This window comes from Brevibacterium mcbrellneri ATCC 49030 (assembly GCF_000178455.1).
GTDB lineage: Bacteria > Actinomycetota > Actinomycetes > Actinomycetales > Brevibacteriaceae > Brevibacterium > Brevibacterium mcbrellneri.
Genome location: NZ_ADNU01000069.1, coordinates 1 through 15,088, shown reverse-complemented (window position 1 = coordinate 15,088; position 15,088 = coordinate 1). Strand labels below are relative to the sequence as shown.

The window sequence follows — 15,088 nt, the reverse complement described above, 5'->3', positions numbered from 1 at the left end:
GGTTGATGTGTCAAGCAAGGTCTAGCGTGTTCTTAATATTCGGATCCGGCGAAGAAGGCCGGCAGACGCGCATAGGGGTGACCTCATGGGAGAAAGAAAAATTTCTGTTGATGACTATGCGCTAGCGCGCGTTCCTGCATCAGCACGATATGGCTGGTTCTCTGTTGCAGTTCAGCGTTTTGGCCAGGTATCAGCTCTCACTCAGTTCATTCTTGGCGCGACAATCGGCTACGGCATGACATTCTGGCAGTCGCTCCTAGCTTTCACGCTTGGTGCGGTGATTCTCGAGGTGCTAGCTATATTTGTGGGAATAATTGGGATGCGCGAAGGCCTGAGCACATCGGTGGTCACGCGGTGGACCGGTTTTGGAACGATTGGTTCTTCCCTCATTGGTCTGGCTATCGGAGTCAGCCTTGTTGGGTGGTTCGGAATTCAGACAGCAGTCGCAGCTGACAGCTTAGCGGCCATTCTGAGTTTCTGGCCGTCGTGGGCATGGGCAATCTTCTTTGGGCTCGCTGTTACCGCAATCGTGCTCCGTGGTTTCTCGTCAATGCAATGGATCGCAAACCTGACAGTGCCGATGTTTCTTGTTCTTGTTGGGTGGGCCATTGTCGTTGAATTGCTTAATCACCCATTGAGCGAACTTGTCTGGTCGCCACCACCCGGCCCACAACTTGGAATGGTCGAAGCGACGACTTTGGTCGCGGGTGGATTCATCGTTGGTGCGGTGATTACGCCTGACATGACTCGCTTCAACCGGTCAGTAGGTGACGTGGTTAAGCAGACGTTGGTGGGTGTCACGCTGGGCGAGTACGTCATTGGTATGGCGGGAGTTCTCCTTGCTCACGCGGTCAAAACTGCGGATATCTCGCACATTGTGGTTTCGTCTGTTGGATGGGTCGGAGTTCTTATCATCGTCCTAGGAACGTTCAAGATCAACGACTGGAATCTTTACAGTTCTGGGCTTGGCGTTGTGAACTTCATTGACACCACTTTTGGCAAGAAATTAAACCGTGCCTTGGTGACAGCGACTATCGGTGTCATTGGAACTGCACTTGCAGTAGCTGGAATACTTGAACGATTCACTGACTTCCTCACCGTTCTTGGCGTAGTTTTCCCGCCGATCGCGGGCATCATGGTTGCGGAATACTTTGTCGTCAAGAAGTTTCGCCCAGAGTTAGATTCAGCCGGTGAGTCTATTCCTGATACTGCTCCTCGATGGGTTTTCGCCACGCTTGTGATTTGGCTAGCAAGCTCCGTTTTTGGCTATTTTGTGCAATTTGGCATGCCATCAATTAACTCCGTCGTACTTGCATTTGTGCTCTACGTTTTGGCAGGAAAGCTTGGCTTTGTGCGAGGAACTGGTGTTCAGAAGATCGAAGTAAACAAGAAAGGAAACATCTAATGCGTATCGGCATCGATGTAGGTGGTACTAACACTGACGCAGTTTTGATGGACGGGTCTACTGTCCTGGCTGGTATTAAGCAAAACACGATGGAAGATGTCACAGAAGGCATCATTGCGGCTTTGAGTGCTTTGCAAAACAAGCACTCATTCGACCCAAGCGAAGTTAACGCAATCATGGTGGGTACGACCCACTTTATTAACGCACTAGTGGAAGCGAGGCAGCTAGCGCCAACGGCTGCGATTCGGCTCGGACTTCCTGCAACAGCATCTCTGCCTCCGTTCGTAGGTTGGCCAGACCGCCTCGTTGAAGCGGTAAAAGGACGTAGCTACTTGGCGCATGGAGGGCATGAGTTTGACGGTCGTTTGATCTCACCCATCGACAAGGACGAGTTGCGCCGCGCGGCATCTGACATGTCGGAACACGGAGTGCAGTCGGTTGCTATTTCCTCTGTTTTCTCTCCAATTAACGATGAACTGGAGCAGGCGGCCAAAGAAGTGATTCGAGGCGAGCTGGGCCCTGAGGTATCGATTTCACTGTCATCGGAGATCGGGAGAATGGGACTGCTCGAGCGAGAAAACGCAACCATTATTAACGCTGCGTTGCGGGAGCTGGCCGACTCTATCATCGGTGGACTCACCAAACGCTTAGCTACATCTGGGTACAACTGCAACCTGTACTTAAGCCAAAACGACGGCACGCTCATGGATGTTGAGGATGCCCGGCGTTACCCTGTAGCGACGTTTGCCTCTGGGCCAACCAACTCCATGCGTGGCGCTGCAGTCACCTCGGGTCTGAGTACGTGTGCGGTTGTAGACGTTGGAGGAACTACAAGCGATGTCGGTGTTTTGACTAACGGATTCCCCCGCGAGGCTACAACCGAAGTCACTGTCGCTGGCATACGCACAAACTTCCGAATGCCGGACGTGCTATCAATTGGAATTGGTGGTGGGTCACTGGTGAACGGTGCGGAAGTCGGCCCAGAGTCGGTCGGATACCAGTTGAATCCAAAGGCACTTGTGTTTGGTGGTTCTACCCTGACAGCAACCGATATTGCTGTTGCGTCTGGTAGAGCGGAAATCGGTGATCCTGACAAGGTGGCACACCTTGAAACGTCGATGGTCAACGCTGTGCTTGAGCGAATTTCTGAACGAATCGCAGACACTGTCGACCGCATGCGTACAACGCCGGACCCGTTGCCTGTTGTCGCCGTGGGCGGAGGGGCGTTCCTGCTTCCTGACAGCCTGGGCGAACTTGGTGAAGTGCTCCGTCCTGAAAACGCGGGAGTCGCCAACGCAATTGGTGCCGCAATTGCCCAAGTTTCTGGGGAAATTGACCGTGTCTACTCCATTAAAGATGGCCAGCGGGACAGCGTCATCGAGGAAGCTCAGGAAGAAGCTCGGGTTCGTGCAATTGAGGCAGGCGCCACTCCAGGCAGCGTTTCTATCGTTGAGTTTGATGAAGTTCCTATTCCTTACTTGCCAGGAAACTCAACTCGCGTGCGAGTAAAGGCTGTTGGCGACCTCCCAGTGGAAGGAACGAAGTGAGTAACACAAACACATTGACAGTTATTGACGAAGCTACTTGCCGCGATATTGCAGTGGGTGCGGCCATCCTCGGTACCGGCGGTGGTGGTGACCCGTACGTCGGGATGCTTATGGCCGAGCAAGCAATTCGGGAATACGGTCCTGTAGAAGTGATTTCGCTTGACTCGCTTGAGGATACCGATGCCGTATATCCGGTGGCCATGATGGGTGCGCCCACCGTCATGGTCGAGAAAACTCCATCGATACAACAGTTCAGGAATGTGGTTGAAGCCTCGGCCTCATACCTAGACCGGCCGGCAACTCATCTGGCGTGTATTGAAGTAGGTGGCGTTAACTCAATGATTCCCATCGCAGCTGCGGCGCAGATGGGTCTTCCCCTTGTTGACGGCGATGGAATGGGACGTGCTTTTCCTGAACTCCAAATGGTGCTCCCCACGATTAACGGGATCGCTGCGACGCCACTCTCTCTTGCAGACGAAAAAGGCAATACTGCCGTTATCGATACCGTGACGAACAAGTGGGCAGAACGAATTGCACGAAGTGCAACCATCGAAATGGGGTGTACTGCAATTGTCAGTAACTACCCCATGACGGGGAAGCAGACTGCCGAATCGTTCGTCAGCGGAACCTTGTCGTTGTGTGCCGAGCTGGGACGTGAAATTACACGACTGCGCCACGCCGCTGGCTCGGCCGTGGACTCGATAGTGTCGACTCTTAACGGTGTCAACATTGCGTCTGGAAAAGTGATCGACGTTGAGCGTAGGACAACTGCAGGGTTCGCGCACGGACGCGCTCGCGTTGAGTGCCCAGAAGGCGAGCTTGTTCTTGGGTTCCAAAACGAACATTTGGTTGCCAAACTTCGTGACGAATATGTGGTGACTACTCCGGACCTCATCATGGTCGTCGATACAGATACGGGTGAACCGATTACCACTGAACAGCTTCGCTTCGGAAACCGCGTGACGGTTTTGGCAGCCCCTGCAGACGAACGCTGGCATACGAATGAAGGCTTGGAGATTGCCGGTCCACGCTACTTCGGCTATGACACTGATCCGATTCGTCCCGACTGGAACAGGTGAGAAGCTGTGGCTTGGACACTTGACATTGAGCATCTGGAGGATTTGGCTAGGGGCGCGGCATTTCTCGGAACTGGTGGTGGGGGAGACCCATACATTGGTCGTCTGCTCGTTGAGCAAGCGATAGAAAAGAATGGTCCTATCACGATTCTGGATCCTGAAGAGCTGGATGATGACGTGTGCGTTATCCCAACTGCACAGATGGGTGCGCCTTCGGTCATCATGGAGCGGATTCCGGCTGGCAATGAATGTGAACTGTCGCTTAAAGCGCTTGAGGAGCACCTGGGACGTAAAGCAGACGCAACGATGCCGATTGAATGTGGGGGCATCAACTCAATGATTCCTCTGTTGGTTGGAGCGCAGAAACGGATGCCAGTTGTTGATGCGGATGGCATGGGCCGGGCTTTTCCGGAACTCCAAATGGAAACATTTGCCGTTTACGGTGTCTCCGGGTCTCCTTTGGCTATCGGAGATGAAAGAGGGCACAGCGTCATCATCGATGCCAAGACCGACAACAAACGTATGGAAGATCTAGCTCGTGCGATGACCGTGCAACTTGGCGGTGCCTCGCACATTGCTGAATACGCAATGACTGGAGAAGAAGTAAAACGTACAGCAGTTCCGCGCACTCTTTCTCTAGCTCTTGCCGCAGGTCGGGCCTTGCGTGAAAGCCATGCCAGACGGAGTGACCCCGTTGAAATGTTGCAAACAGCGTTTTCAACGACGCTTTATTCGCACGTGAGAGAACTTTACGTTGGGAAAATCGTCGACGTTGAGAGGAGGGTTGAAAGCGGTTTCACTCGTGGGCGGGCGCGTATCCAAAGCGACGGCGCTTCTCCCATGGAAATCGAGTTCCAAAACGAGAACCTCATCGCCAAAGCTGGAGACACAATTCTCGCAAGCGTGCCGGATCTTATCTGCGTAATTGAAGGGGATACCTTTGAGCCAATCACAACAGAACGATTGAGATATGGACAGCGGGTGCGAGTCGTTGGGGTGTCCACGCCGGAAATGATGCGCACTCCGGAAGCGCTCGCAGTCTTTGGTCCACAAGGTTTCGGCTTAGACGTCGATTTCATCCCAGTAGAGGAACGTGCTGGACAATCTAGCTAGTGAACATTCTTCTCGCCATGGCGACAGTCTGGCACGGTAACCATCACCGTGTCAGACTGTTGCTGTGAATGCACCCGACTCAGCAACATTGTTAGATATCGATGAAATTGAGCTGGGCTGTGGATTCTTAGGCTCAGGTGGAGGCGGTTCCACACGAACCTTTCGTGAGTATTTGCGTTATAACAACGCGGAAGTGGACTCTGTGGCTATACAGCAGTGGAACGAACAGTCGCGGACTTGCGCGGTGGGGATCGTTGGCCCCACGGAGGTCGTGGATGAGGCTCTACCGAGTGGGTCAGAGTTGGCTTCCGCTTTTGAAAGCCTCGCTCAGGTTTCTACCTACAGTTTTAACTCGGTTATGCCGTGGCAAGTAGGCGGTGTCTGTACGCTGACCGCGGTTGCGAGTTCTGTTTTACTTGATCTTCCACTTATTGACGCGGATCTTGTAGGGCGCGCAGCTTCTTCACTCGAACAAGTGGCGTGTTTCGATCCTTTTTCCCCGCTCAACGCGGGACTCGCAAGTTCAACAGGAGAGCGTGTGTCGATTCGTACTCGCGATCTCGCGCATCTTGAGAGAACTGTTCGTCAAATGTTGGGATTTGGCTGCGGTTGGATGGTGCTGGCCATTGCGCCTGCCAGTTCTCCCTTTCAAACGACAGATGTTGTTCATGGCCAACTAAGTGTCGCCCGCAGGATTGGCCACGAGATGATGCAAACGGGGTACGGGCTGAAGGATCGCCACGATCTGAGCCACGTTGGGGTAAAAATTCTTGGTGAGGGCCGCATCACGGAAAACGCCCACTACGGTGTCAAAGATCCGCAAAGTAGGTTTGCGGGACAAGGTTCTCGCAACGTACGGAGCTTCACCCTTCATGACCAGCGTTCAGAAACTGTGTTGCGAGTCGAGGCAACAAATGAGTTCCTCCTTGTGCTCGTTGATGGTGAACTGGTTGTTGCCGCGCCAGATATTATTTCTCTGCAAGACGTACACACTGGCGTTTTGTGCTCACCTCAAGAGGTCCGTCATGGAATGGTCGTGCGGGTCATGACTTCTCCTTATCCATATGAGCGAATAGCCGGCAAACGAGACGTTGAAAGACTGCAACTGAGCGCGTACGGCCTAGCGGAACGAGAGCAGGTGTTTAAAGCGTGATTGATTTAGAAGTGACGCTAGGCCATCCGTCTGCACCAGAAGCTCAGATTGTTACTACACACAGCAAAGTCATAATTCATGACGCGGTGGGTGTGTGTCTTCGACATGACGTTCCGTACTTGTATTCAGTCGTGGACGGTATCAGCGCCCAGAAGAAAATCTACTCTGGCGTTTTGCTAGTTCTTCTTGCAAACGATGTAAACATAGACTGGCGACTTGACGTGCTAGTGAGGGAAGCTGCGCTTGCAAATGTTGCTGCGATTGCGATTGACCCGGAACAAGAGTCCCTTCCCGCTAGCGTTGTATCCCTTGCACATCGCTTGGGTATCACTCTCATTGTCTGCCGTGAGCCGGCAGAGTTATATCGCCACTTTCTCGCGACGCTTTCTGACGATTGGAATACCCGACGGACTTCGGTTAAAGAGATTCTGTCGCTAGTCGCCACCGTGTCAAGTTTGGATGAAGCTCTTTCAGAGCTAGAACGCCTTTTGGGTGTCGCTGTCTATCTCTTTGATCCCACCGGCTTCGAAGTTTCCGAACGCATCTCTACTCGCGAGTTTGAACACATTAGTTCCTTCGACAGGCTGCCTGATGTGGGCATGGGGAAAACAGCTATTGGCTCAGGTCAAACTTTGTTCACAGTGCCGATCAATACAGACATGCCAAAACCTTTTCGCCTGGGCATCGTTGCTAGCAACCCCTCAAAATCAGATGTGTCAACTCTCAGTGGTTTGATGAATGCCGCGGCGCTGGTGTGTGCGCACGTGATCATGCGCTCGCGATTGGTGGATAAATCCGGTGCGGTTGAAAGGCGGAGACTCATTGAGGAGCTTTTGCATTCTGACCCGGATAATCCGCGTGCAGAAATTCGCCGGCGCATTGCCGATATTGGGTGGGATGTTTCAGACACTCAATCGGTCGCACGGATAGCGTGTTCGCCTGCAGTGGACGTTGTAGCTGCAACGCGTTTTGTGAAGATGGCTTTCGAACATCAGGGTGTCACCGTGAATATCGCGGAAGTAGACGACGGTTGGTTTGTGTGGCCTCACTCCACTGCTCATGTAGCTCGACGTGACTGGGAAAAACTCGTTCGCACTGCGATCGGGGAAATTAGGGAAAGAATTGCAGCAAGCTGTGGTATCAGTGCAACTGGAAATGGGCTGGGTGAGTTCATACGGTCGTTGTCGCGAGCCGCGGACGCTGCACGTATTGCTTGGAACAGGCCACAGAGCGGTTATGTCGCGGTAGCTGACAAGTTGGGCCTAGATCAACTTCTTTTGTCGTGGACTTCCGCGGATAAGTTTGCGTATACCGCGGGAGAATTCCTCAAACAGCTGGAGAATTCAGGACGCGATCTCACCAAGACACTCCTTGCATACTTAGACGCTGAATCTTCGATTACTGAGACTGCGGCTGTCTTGGGTATTCACCGCAACACGGTCAGTGAGCGGATCAAGAGGATTGAGTCTGTCTTGGACGTGTCCTTGGACGATCCGGAAACAAGGCTCGCTTTACATCTTGCGACCCGTGCGGAATTGAGGTTTGGCAGCCTGGACGCGTCTGGCTTCTACGCGTGACGAAGCTGGAAATGTGTCGTCACTTCACCAGCTGGTGCCCCGCCCCACCTATGACTGAACTGACTCGCAGGCTTGGAAGAAGAAGTCACCTTCTGTTTCGCCGTCAGTTTCGCGCATGAGTACGGCGCTTTGCTGAATCGCCCACCACAGTTCTGGTGCTGAAATCCAGGTTTTGCGCAGGTCTTCGCGCGCATCAGGATCGCCCGCCAGCTTCTCAGCTGCTGCACCAATCCGGTCGGCACCCTCCGGGTCTGAGCACTCCTTTTTCAGTTCCTTGTTCTTAGGGATCAGCCCAGGGATCTCGTCCGTGCTCTTGGTGCTCAGCTCGAACGCGCTGTCACCCAACTGTTCGGCTTCGAACGTGCCACGGATCCGGTGGAACCCAGGCGAACTGTCCGACACCACATCGCGATCCACCGTGACACTTACCGAATCCGGGGTGTCGGGAGTCAGCGTCGCACGGTCACTGTCAGGCACCTCGGCGCCGGTGTGCACAACCACATCCACGTACACCGGCTTTTTGTCGCCAGCTGCCTTCGCGAGCGTGTCCCACAGCGGGTCGTTTTTCCGCGACCCGCCGGGGGATGCGTCAACCACGGTGAGTTCGGGGGCGTCGGCAGGGGCCGAGATGGACGGCACGGGTTCGGGGCTACCGGTTGCGTAGCTGGTGCCCGGGCGTTCGGTGGGGTTGACTGCGCACGCTGACAGGGTGGCCACCACGGTGGCTACCAACGCCGAGGTCGCAAGAGTTTGTGGTCGGATCACGGCTACTCCTAAAGAGTGGGAAGGGGCCGGACTTGGCCGTTTGAGCTGATTCGGTTATGTGAAGTTGTGCGGGTTTAAACCTATGCGGGGCTGAACCCTGTTGATAACGAGCGTAGCAATTCTGCCAGTTTTCGTTTTTGAGCTGCGCTCAAGTTCGACAGTAAAGCGTGTTCGTGTTCTAGAAGTTCGGCAAGCGCGGTGTCAACTTTTGTTCGTCCCGAGGTGGTTAAGCGGACGTGGACCCCGCGGCGGTCATGTGGGTCGGGGTGGCGGCTGACAAGCCCGCGGGAAACGAGGCGGTCAATGCGGTTGGTCATGGTGCCAGAGGTGACCATCATTTCGTTGACCAGGGTCGACGGACTGAGTTCGTAGGGTTCCCCGGCGCGACGTAGGGCAGACAGGACATCGAATGCCCACACTTCAAGTCCGTGGGCTGCGAACGTTTCTTTGCGCGCTAAGTCCAGTTGCCGAGCCAGGCGGGAGACGCGCGACAAAACTTCCATGGGTGTGACATCTAAGTCTGGCCGTTCGCGTTCCCACGCACTGACAATGAGATCAACCTCATCCATACTGCAATTCTAAGACATTTTAGGTTGGCATCAAGAATCTTTGTCGCCAAGATATTTGGTTGTGTAGCCTGCATTGCACGTGCGCCCTGTCACATTTGCGATCAAATATTCGCTCAGCGCCTGACATGCGCGCTAAAACGACTAGAGTGAGGAATTGGGCGTAGAACCAACTTGTTCATCGATTGGTGTGCGCGGTTCGCGCGATTGCGTGGGCGGGTCGCACAACGAGGAATAAGCTGGGATGTGCGTAGGAGAACAACTTCCGTAAGGAAGTGGCCCAAATCTACAACTAAAGGAAATAGACGTGGATCTTTTCGAGTATCAGGCCCGCGACCTTTTCGAAAAGCACGGTGTGCCCGTGCTCAAGGCCAAGGTCGCATCAACCCCGGAAGAAGCACAGAAGGCAGCTGAAGAACTAGGCGGCGGCACGGTCGTCGTAAAAGCTCAGGTGAAGATCGGTGGCCGTGGTAAGGCCGGCGGTGTGAAACTGGCTCACAACCCTGCTGAAGCAAAAGAGCGCGCAGAAGAAATCCTGGGGCTCGACATCAAAGGCCACATTACTCACAAGGTGATGATCGCCGAAGGTGCCGACATCGCTGAAGAATACTACTTCTCAGTGCTCTTGGACCGTGCGAACCGTACCTTCCTTGCGATGTGCTCCAAGGAAGGTGGAATGGACATTGAAACCCTCGCGGCTGAACGTCCAGAAGCCCTGGCTAAGGTTCCTGTAGACGCGATCGACGGTATCGACGAAGCTAAAGCTAAGCAGATCGCTGTAGAAGCAGGCTTCGACGCTGAAACCGCTGGCCTGGTTACTCCTGTCCTGCAGCAGCTGTGGACGGTATTCAAGGAAGAAGACGCAACGCTGGTCGAGGTTAACCCACTGGTCAAGACCGGGGACAACACGATTCTTGCGTTGGACGGCAAGGTGTCGCTGGACGACAACGCGTCATTCCGCCACGAAGAACACGAAGAACTTCGTGACATCCAGGCTGAAGACCCGCTGGAACTGAAGGCAAAGAAGCTCGACCTCAACTACGTCAAGCTCGACGGTGAGGTCGGTGTCATTGGTAACGGTGCTGGACTGGTGATGTCCACTCTCGACGTTGTTGCCTACGCCGGTGAAAAGCACGGTGGTGTAAAGCCAGCGAACTTCCTGGATATCGGTGGTGGAGCTTCCGCTGAAGTCATGGCCAACGGTTTGGACGTCATCCTTGGTGACGACCAGGTCAAGAGCGTGTTCGTGAACGTGTTCGGTGGAATCACCGCATGTGACCAGGTTGCAAACGGTATTGTTAAGGCCCTGGAGATCCTGGGTGACAACGCCACCAAGCCTCTGGTTGTGCGCTTGGATGGAAACGCCGTTGAAGAAGGCCGCGAAATCCTGGCTAAAGCCAACCACCCACTCGTCACCACTGTCGACTCCATGGACGGTGGAGCCGACAAGGCCGCCGAACTGGCAGCTAAGTAACCCGGAAAGGACTTACACTCATGTCGATTTTCCTCAACAGTGAATCAAAGGTCATCGTCCAGGGTATTACCGGTGGTGAAGGAACCAAGCACACCGCACGTATGCTGGCTGCCGGCACCAAGGTTGTGGGTGGTGTGAACGCGCGCAAGGCTGGCACCAAGGTGTCCCACAAGGACAAAGACGGTAACGATGTAGAGCTTCCAGTATTTGCTTCGGTTGAAGAAGCCATGAAGGAAACTGGAGCCGACGTTTCGGTCGCGTTCGTTCCTCCTGCGTTCTCCAAGGACGCTGCGTTCGAAGCGATCGACGCTGGCATTGGCCTGCTGGTGATCATCACTGAAGGAATCCCGGTTCAGGACTCGGCTGAAATCTGGGCGCACGCAACTGCGAAGGGCAACAAGACCCGCATCATTGGCCCTAACTGCCCGGGAATCATCTCCCCTGAACAGTCGCTTGCTGGAATTATCCCCGCGAACATTACCAAGCGCGGAAAGATTGGTCTGGTGTCCAAGTCGGGTACGCTGACCTACCAGCTCATGTACGAACTGCGTGACATCGGGTTCTCCACCTGCATCGGTATTGGTGGTGACCCAGTGATTGGTACCACCCACATCGACGCTATTGCAGCGTTCCAGGAAGACCCTGACACGGAAGCAATCGTGATGATTGGTGAAATCGGTGGTGACGCTGAAGAGCGTGCAGCCGAGTTCATCAAGGAAAACGTGACCAAGCCAGTTGTTGGTTATGTTGCAGGCTTCACCGCTCCAGAAGGAAAGACCATGGGGCACGCTGGTGCGATCGTTTCCGGTTCATCAGGAACCGCTGAAGCCAAGAAGAAGGCTCTTGAAGCTGCTGGTGTGAAGGTGGGTAAGACTCCATCTGAAACCGCTAACCTCATGCGCGAAATTCTGGGCGCATAGGTTTCTTCTTAACGGCCTGCTTGCAGGCTGTGAAAGCGCGTCACCCTGTTGTGGGTGGCGCGCTTTTGTTGTGTTGTGAGTGGGGTTGTTTCGTGGTGAGCGGGGTGGGTGAGGTTTTACTTCCGAGGTGCCTTGACGCACAGAACTGGGGCAGTGGCTTGCGAAATGATGCTCTGTGCAATTGAGCCAAGAAAAAGCTTGCCCACCCGCGACCGCCGAGGTGTTCCAATCACGATCACGCGAACGTCGGGGAGCGTTTCTTCAAGTGCGAGGATCTCTTCAACCGGGTCGTTGCCACGCAAGAACTGGTGGACTTCGTGGGGCACCCCTGTAGTGCCGAGGTGGTCTCGGAGTTCTTGTAAATGTTGAGGAGAAGCAACCAGTGGGTCGTCAACGGCTTCACCCACTCCGGCGTTGACAACGAAGAGTGTGTCACCAGTGTCTTTGGCGAGTTGAACTGCCGTGTCGACGGCAGAGCGCCCTTGTGGTTTGGGGACGTAACCCACAATGATCGTCACGGCGTTTCTCCTTTCAGTCCTCCCAGCTTAACGTGCCATCAACGTGTCCGGTACTCGGTGTTCGGCGCTAAAAACGCGCGTGTTAGCCTCAAAGTGACCAACACAGCGACTGGTAGGGGTTGAGAACATGTCACGAATTGTTGTTGTAACCGGTGCAGGGTCCGGAATTGGTAAATCAACTGCTGAAGTACTGCGTGAACAGGGACACACCGTTGTTGGTGTAGACCTCAAAGGCGCAGACCTTGACGTAGATCTGTCTGACCCAGATGCGATTGCTCGCATGGTTGAGCAGATCAGCGAAACCCACGGCCACGTTGATGCGGTTGTGGCAAACGCTGGAACCCAGTCAAATACCTCGCTCGACCTCAAAGTGAACTACTTTGGTGCAGTCGACACGATCAAGGCGCTCGCACCACTCCTCGCAAAGTCGGACAACCCGCGGGTGGCCGTTACCGCCTCGGGCGCGTCCCTCCAGCCCACCGACTACTCACTGGTGGAACTCCTCCTTGCCGGAGACCGCGAAAAGGCAGTGGCGTACGGTGACAAGCTGGCGGAGTCGGGGCCACAGGTGGGGTACACCAACTACTCGGCATCCAAGCGCGCGATCGCCACGTGGGTGCGCAAGATGGCTCCTACTGAGGAATTTGCAGGGCGTGGAATTGCGATCAACGCAGTGGCACCCGGTGTGGTTGAAACCCCAATGACTAAGGAGCTGCTGGCTTCGGAAGAAGGTCGGAAGTTGGCTCTTGGCACAATGCCTGCACCGCTGAACGGTCCAGTGAAGCCCGAAAGCATTGCGCACACTTTGGCGTTCACTGTTTCAGCTGAGAACCGTTCTATGACGGGCCAGATTCTGTACGTGGACGGCGGTTTCGACTCCACTGAACAGGGTCGAGGTGCTGACATTTGGCACGAACCACGCCACATTGACAACGTGTGATGCGGTGTTCTGAGTGTGCTGTGAAGGGCGTGTTGCACAAGGCGTGTGAAGCGTCCTGAGTGATCAGTGAACGAGTGGTGCGGGTGCTGATGCGCTCGCACCACTTGTGTTTTTTGAGTGCCGTTGTGCGGTGAGTTAGTTGTTTCGATGTTTCAGCGCTAGGGAAATGAGCCAGATGGCGGCCCACAGCGCAAGCCCGGCGCCTAGGATCAAAGCAAAAATGGCGACGGCACCCAGGCTGATCCACCCGGCTTCTGAATTGCGCGACCATACGACGAAACCGAACCCAGCCGTGAGAAACAGCAACGCGCTGCCAATGACTACCTTGAGCAGTCGAGGTGTATTGGAGAAGGTCATCGGCGACTCCCTGGGCTGGGGCTGGGCTGGAAGTTGGTGTTAACGCAAAAGCCTCGCTAATGAAGCTTGTGGCTAGATTAGCGAGGCTTTTGAGGAAAATTCCTGAACCGTACACCCCCCGGGACTCGAACCCGGAACCCACTGATTAAGAGTCAGTTGCTCTACCAATTGAGCTAGAGGTGCGCAACGAAAAACTACTTTACATGCCTGATCCCCAGAAGGGAAATTGAAAAAAGCAGATTTTCGTTTTTTGTGTGAGAAGTCACATTTGCGTGGTGCTACCTTCGCCACCGTGCCAGTTTTACAGGTAAAGCCCTGTCGAGCTGTCGTCTGGTTGATCGGCGATGCCATGGACGTCCCTCTCACGCAGGAGAGTGAGCGTACGCGCGTCCAATTCCACCTCGGCCTGTTCTTCAGGGTCGAACAAAACCGAATCACCCAACGAAACCTGCCGAACCAGCGGCCCCGCGGCAACTACCGTGCCCCACGCGAGCCGGCGCCCAACCCGGGCAGTCGCCGGAATGACGATCCCTGCAGATGACTTACGTTCGCCTGATTCTTTATCCGGTTCCACCAGGAGGCGGTCGTGCAACATGCGCACGGGGACCGAGTCCAGGTTGGAACTGCGTGCCTGAGTATCAGTCACGGTGCTACTTTTTGCGGGTAGCCAGGAACGTGATCAGAGCGGCGGTGCCCAGGACGATACCACCGGTCAATGCCAAGCGGTCGACCTTGGGGGAGCCGTCGCGGTTGACGACAATTCCTTTAGCAGAGTCCGTTGCTTGTGCGACCAAGGCTTTGGGGTGAACTCGGCCAACAAGTTCGTCAATGTTCGCCGCGAGTCGCTGTTCACGCAGGCGGATCGATTCAATCAGCTGGTCTTTGTTTGCGTTATCTACAGTGACGTTAGACGTGTAAACGTTGCTCATGTTTTGAAGTTTACCTGGTGTCACCGACTATCGTGGAATGTGTTCTTCACAATACCTACAAGGGGAGATGTGCCATGCCACGTTTAGAAATCGGTGACGTTGCGCCAGAGTTTGAACTGCTCAACGCGCAGGGGGAGACCGTGAAGCTGTCGGACTTCGCTGGGTCGAAAGTTATCGTGTATTTCTACCCCAAGGCGATGACGCCCGGTTGCACCACTCAGGCGTGCGACTTCCGTGACAACCTCGAGGTTCTGAAAGGCGCTGGGTATCAGGTGGTGGGGATCTCGCCTGACAAGCCTGAATCACTACAAAAGTTTGCAGACAAGGAAGAGCTGAACTTCACGCTACTGAGCGACCCCGACAAGAAGGTGCTTGAAGAGTGGGGTGCGTTTGGTGAGAAGAAGAACTACGGCAAGGTTGTGCAGGGTGTGATTAGGTCCACGGTTGTGGTTGATGAGTCCGGCAAGGTTGAGTTGGCCAAGTATAACGTGAAGGCCACCGGTCACGTGGCGCGGATCCTGAAGGATGTTGGCCTGGCTTCGTAGGAAGCGGGTTGACGGGTGCTAGTTTCGGTATAGGTTGGCTGAGGTTCGGCGGGTTTGCGCGCCGAGGTGGTAGCCGGATTTTTTCTGGCGCTGGGTTTGCACTATGCTGGATAGGCGCGCGCGAGTGGCGGAATTGGTAGACGCGCTGGATTTAGGTTCCAGTGTCTTTTGACGTGAGGGTTCAAGTCCCTCCTCGCGTACTG

Annotated in this window: 16 protein-coding genes and 2 tRNA genes; 11 read left to right on the top strand and 7 right to left on the bottom strand. The window is 54.6% G+C overall.

Annotation, left to right across the window (positions count from 1 at the left end; all coding sequences use genetic code 11):
- Positions 1 to 85 precede the first annotated feature (85 nt).
- From HMPREF0183_RS10110 to HMPREF0183_RS10085, 6 genes are all read left to right on the top strand, one after another.
- Positions 86 to 1,405: a purine-cytosine permease family protein gene (locus HMPREF0183_RS10110; RefSeq protein WP_005885740.1), complete on the top strand. Its 1,320-nt coding sequence runs from the start codon at positions 86 to 88 to the stop codon at positions 1,403 to 1,405.
- Entirely contained in the window at positions 1,405 to 2,952 is a 1,548-nt protein-coding gene (locus tag HMPREF0183_RS10105) for a hydantoinase/oxoprolinase N-terminal domain-containing protein (RefSeq protein WP_005885738.1), read from the top strand. The genes HMPREF0183_RS10110 and HMPREF0183_RS10105 overlap by 1 nt, the downstream gene beginning before the upstream one ends.
- Positions 2,949 to 4,031, top strand: coding sequence for an S-methyl thiohydantoin desulfurase family protein (locus HMPREF0183_RS10100; RefSeq protein ID WP_005885736.1), 1,083 nt, complete (start codon positions 2,949 to 2,951; stop codon positions 4,029 to 4,031). Before HMPREF0183_RS10105 ends, HMPREF0183_RS10100 begins: the two co-directional genes overlap by 4 nt.
- A gap of 6 nt (positions 4,032 to 4,037) precedes the next feature.
- Positions 4,038 to 5,141, top strand: a complete 1,104-nt coding sequence (locus tag HMPREF0183_RS10095) for an S-methyl thiohydantoin desulfurase family protein (RefSeq protein ID WP_005885734.1) — start codon at positions 4,038 to 4,040, stop codon at positions 5,139 to 5,141.
- Between the two features lie 64 nt (positions 5,142 to 5,205).
- On the top strand, positions 5,206 to 6,294 hold the full coding sequence (locus HMPREF0183_RS10090; RefSeq protein WP_040348975.1) for an S-methyl thiohydantoin desulfurase domain-containing protein: 1,089 nt from the start codon (positions 5,206 to 5,208) through the stop codon (positions 6,292 to 6,294).
- Entirely contained in the window at positions 6,291 to 7,871 is a 1,581-nt protein-coding gene (locus HMPREF0183_RS10085) for a PucR family transcriptional regulator (RefSeq protein WP_040348973.1), read from the top strand. The genes HMPREF0183_RS10090 and HMPREF0183_RS10085 overlap by 4 nt, the downstream gene beginning before the upstream one ends.
- A 48-nt stretch (positions 7,872 to 7,919) precedes the next feature.
- On the opposite strand, the gene HMPREF0183_RS10080 is transcribed toward HMPREF0183_RS10085, so the two are convergent.
- Positions 7,920 to 8,636 (bottom strand): hypothetical protein, encoded by a 717-nt coding sequence (locus tag HMPREF0183_RS10080; protein ID WP_005885729.1) that lies wholly within the window; start codon positions 8,634 to 8,636, stop codon positions 7,920 to 7,922.
- An 80-nt stretch (positions 8,637 to 8,716) separates the two neighbouring features.
- Complete coding sequence (locus tag HMPREF0183_RS10075; RefSeq protein WP_005885728.1) at positions 8,717 to 9,205, bottom strand: MarR family winged helix-turn-helix transcriptional regulator; 489 nt, start codon at positions 9,203 to 9,205, stop codon at positions 8,717 to 8,719.
- A gap of 304 nt (positions 9,206 to 9,509) precedes the next feature.
- Between HMPREF0183_RS10075 and sucC the strand changes: the two genes are divergently transcribed.
- Both sucC and sucD read left to right on the top strand, forming a co-directional pair.
- Positions 9,510 to 10,676 carry an ADP-forming succinate--CoA ligase subunit beta gene (sucC, locus tag HMPREF0183_RS10070; RefSeq protein ID WP_005885727.1) on the top strand — a complete coding sequence of 389 codons (1,167 nt, stop codon included), beginning with the start codon at positions 9,510 to 9,512 and terminating at the stop codon, positions 10,674 to 10,676.
- A gap of 20 nt (positions 10,677 to 10,696) precedes the next feature.
- Entirely contained in the window at positions 10,697 to 11,596 is a 900-nt protein-coding gene (sucD, locus tag HMPREF0183_RS10065) for a succinate--CoA ligase subunit alpha (RefSeq protein ID WP_005885726.1), read from the top strand.
- 116 nt (positions 11,597 to 11,712) lie between these two features.
- On the opposite strand, the gene HMPREF0183_RS10060 is transcribed toward sucD, so the two are convergent.
- Positions 11,713 to 12,114, bottom strand: a complete 402-nt coding sequence (locus HMPREF0183_RS10060; RefSeq protein ID WP_005885725.1) for a universal stress protein — start codon at positions 12,112 to 12,114, stop codon at positions 11,713 to 11,715.
- Positions 12,115 to 12,241: 127 nt separating this feature from the next.
- Here HMPREF0183_RS10060 and HMPREF0183_RS10055 point away from each other — a divergent pair, with 127 nt between their 5' ends.
- Positions 12,242 to 13,054 (top strand): SDR family oxidoreductase, encoded by an 813-nt coding sequence (locus HMPREF0183_RS10055; protein WP_005885724.1) that lies wholly within the window; start codon positions 12,242 to 12,244, stop codon positions 13,052 to 13,054.
- Between the two features lie 135 nt (positions 13,055 to 13,189).
- Here HMPREF0183_RS10055 and HMPREF0183_RS10050 read toward each other — a convergent pair whose 3' ends face one another.
- The 4 genes from HMPREF0183_RS10050 to HMPREF0183_RS10035 form a co-directional block, all read right to left on the bottom strand.
- Positions 13,190 to 13,411, bottom strand: a complete 222-nt coding sequence (locus tag HMPREF0183_RS10050; RefSeq protein WP_005885723.1) for a hypothetical protein — start codon at positions 13,409 to 13,411, stop codon at positions 13,190 to 13,192.
- Between the two features lie 110 nt (positions 13,412 to 13,521).
- Positions 13,522 to 13,594: transfer RNA gene (locus tag HMPREF0183_RS10045), tRNA-Lys, on the bottom strand.
- Between the two features lie 118 nt (positions 13,595 to 13,712).
- Positions 13,713 to 14,057 carry a GroES family chaperonin gene (locus HMPREF0183_RS10040; protein ID WP_005885722.1) on the bottom strand — a complete coding sequence of 115 codons (345 nt, stop codon included), beginning with the start codon at positions 14,055 to 14,057 and terminating at the stop codon, positions 13,713 to 13,715.
- A 4-nt stretch (positions 14,058 to 14,061) separates the two neighbouring features.
- Positions 14,062 to 14,340: a DUF3618 domain-containing protein gene (locus HMPREF0183_RS10035; protein WP_005885721.1), complete on the bottom strand. Its 279-nt coding sequence runs from the start codon at positions 14,338 to 14,340 to the stop codon at positions 14,062 to 14,064.
- A 74-nt stretch (positions 14,341 to 14,414) separates the two neighbouring features.
- Between HMPREF0183_RS10035 and bcp the strand changes: the two genes are divergently transcribed.
- Together bcp and HMPREF0183_RS10025 are read left to right on the top strand one after the other, a co-directional pair.
- Positions 14,415 to 14,885 carry a thioredoxin-dependent thiol peroxidase gene (bcp, locus tag HMPREF0183_RS10030; RefSeq protein WP_005885720.1) on the top strand — a complete coding sequence of 157 codons (471 nt, stop codon included), beginning with the start codon at positions 14,415 to 14,417 and terminating at the stop codon, positions 14,883 to 14,885.
- Positions 14,886 to 15,003: 118 nt separating this feature from the next.
- Positions 15,004 to 15,085: transfer RNA gene (locus HMPREF0183_RS10025), tRNA-Leu, on the top strand.
- The last annotated feature ends 3 nt before the right edge of the window (positions 15,086 to 15,088 follow it).

What these genes read in the sequence shown, in the direction of transcription:
- HMPREF0183_RS10110 (WP_005885740.1), top strand. Translation starts at nt 86, where the DNA reads ATGGGAGAAAGAAAAATTTCTGTTGATGACTATGCGCTAGCGCGCGTT.
- HMPREF0183_RS10105 (WP_005885738.1), top strand. Translation starts at nt 1,405, where the DNA reads ATGCGTATCGGCATCGATGTAGGTGGTACTAACACTGACGCAGTTTTG.
- HMPREF0183_RS10075 (WP_005885728.1), bottom strand. Translation starts at nt 9,205, where the DNA reads ATGGATGAGGTTGATCTCATTGTCAGTGCGTGGGAACGCGAACGGCCA.
- sucD (WP_005885726.1), top strand. Translation starts at nt 10,697, where the DNA reads ATGTCGATTTTCCTCAACAGTGAATCAAAGGTCATCGTCCAGGGTATT.
- HMPREF0183_RS10055 (WP_005885724.1), top strand. Translation starts at nt 12,242, where the DNA reads ATGTCACGAATTGTTGTTGTAACCGGTGCAGGGTCCGGAATTGGTAAA.
- HMPREF0183_RS10050 (WP_005885723.1), bottom strand. Translation starts at nt 13,411, where the DNA reads ATGACCTTCTCCAATACACCTCGACTGCTCAAGGTAGTCATTGGCAGC.
- HMPREF0183_RS10035 (WP_005885721.1), bottom strand. Translation starts at nt 14,340, where the DNA reads ATGAGCAACGTTTACACGTCTAACGTCACTGTAGATAACGCAAACAAA.
- bcp (WP_005885720.1), top strand. Translation starts at nt 14,415, where the DNA reads ATGCCACGTTTAGAAATCGGTGACGTTGCGCCAGAGTTTGAACTGCTC.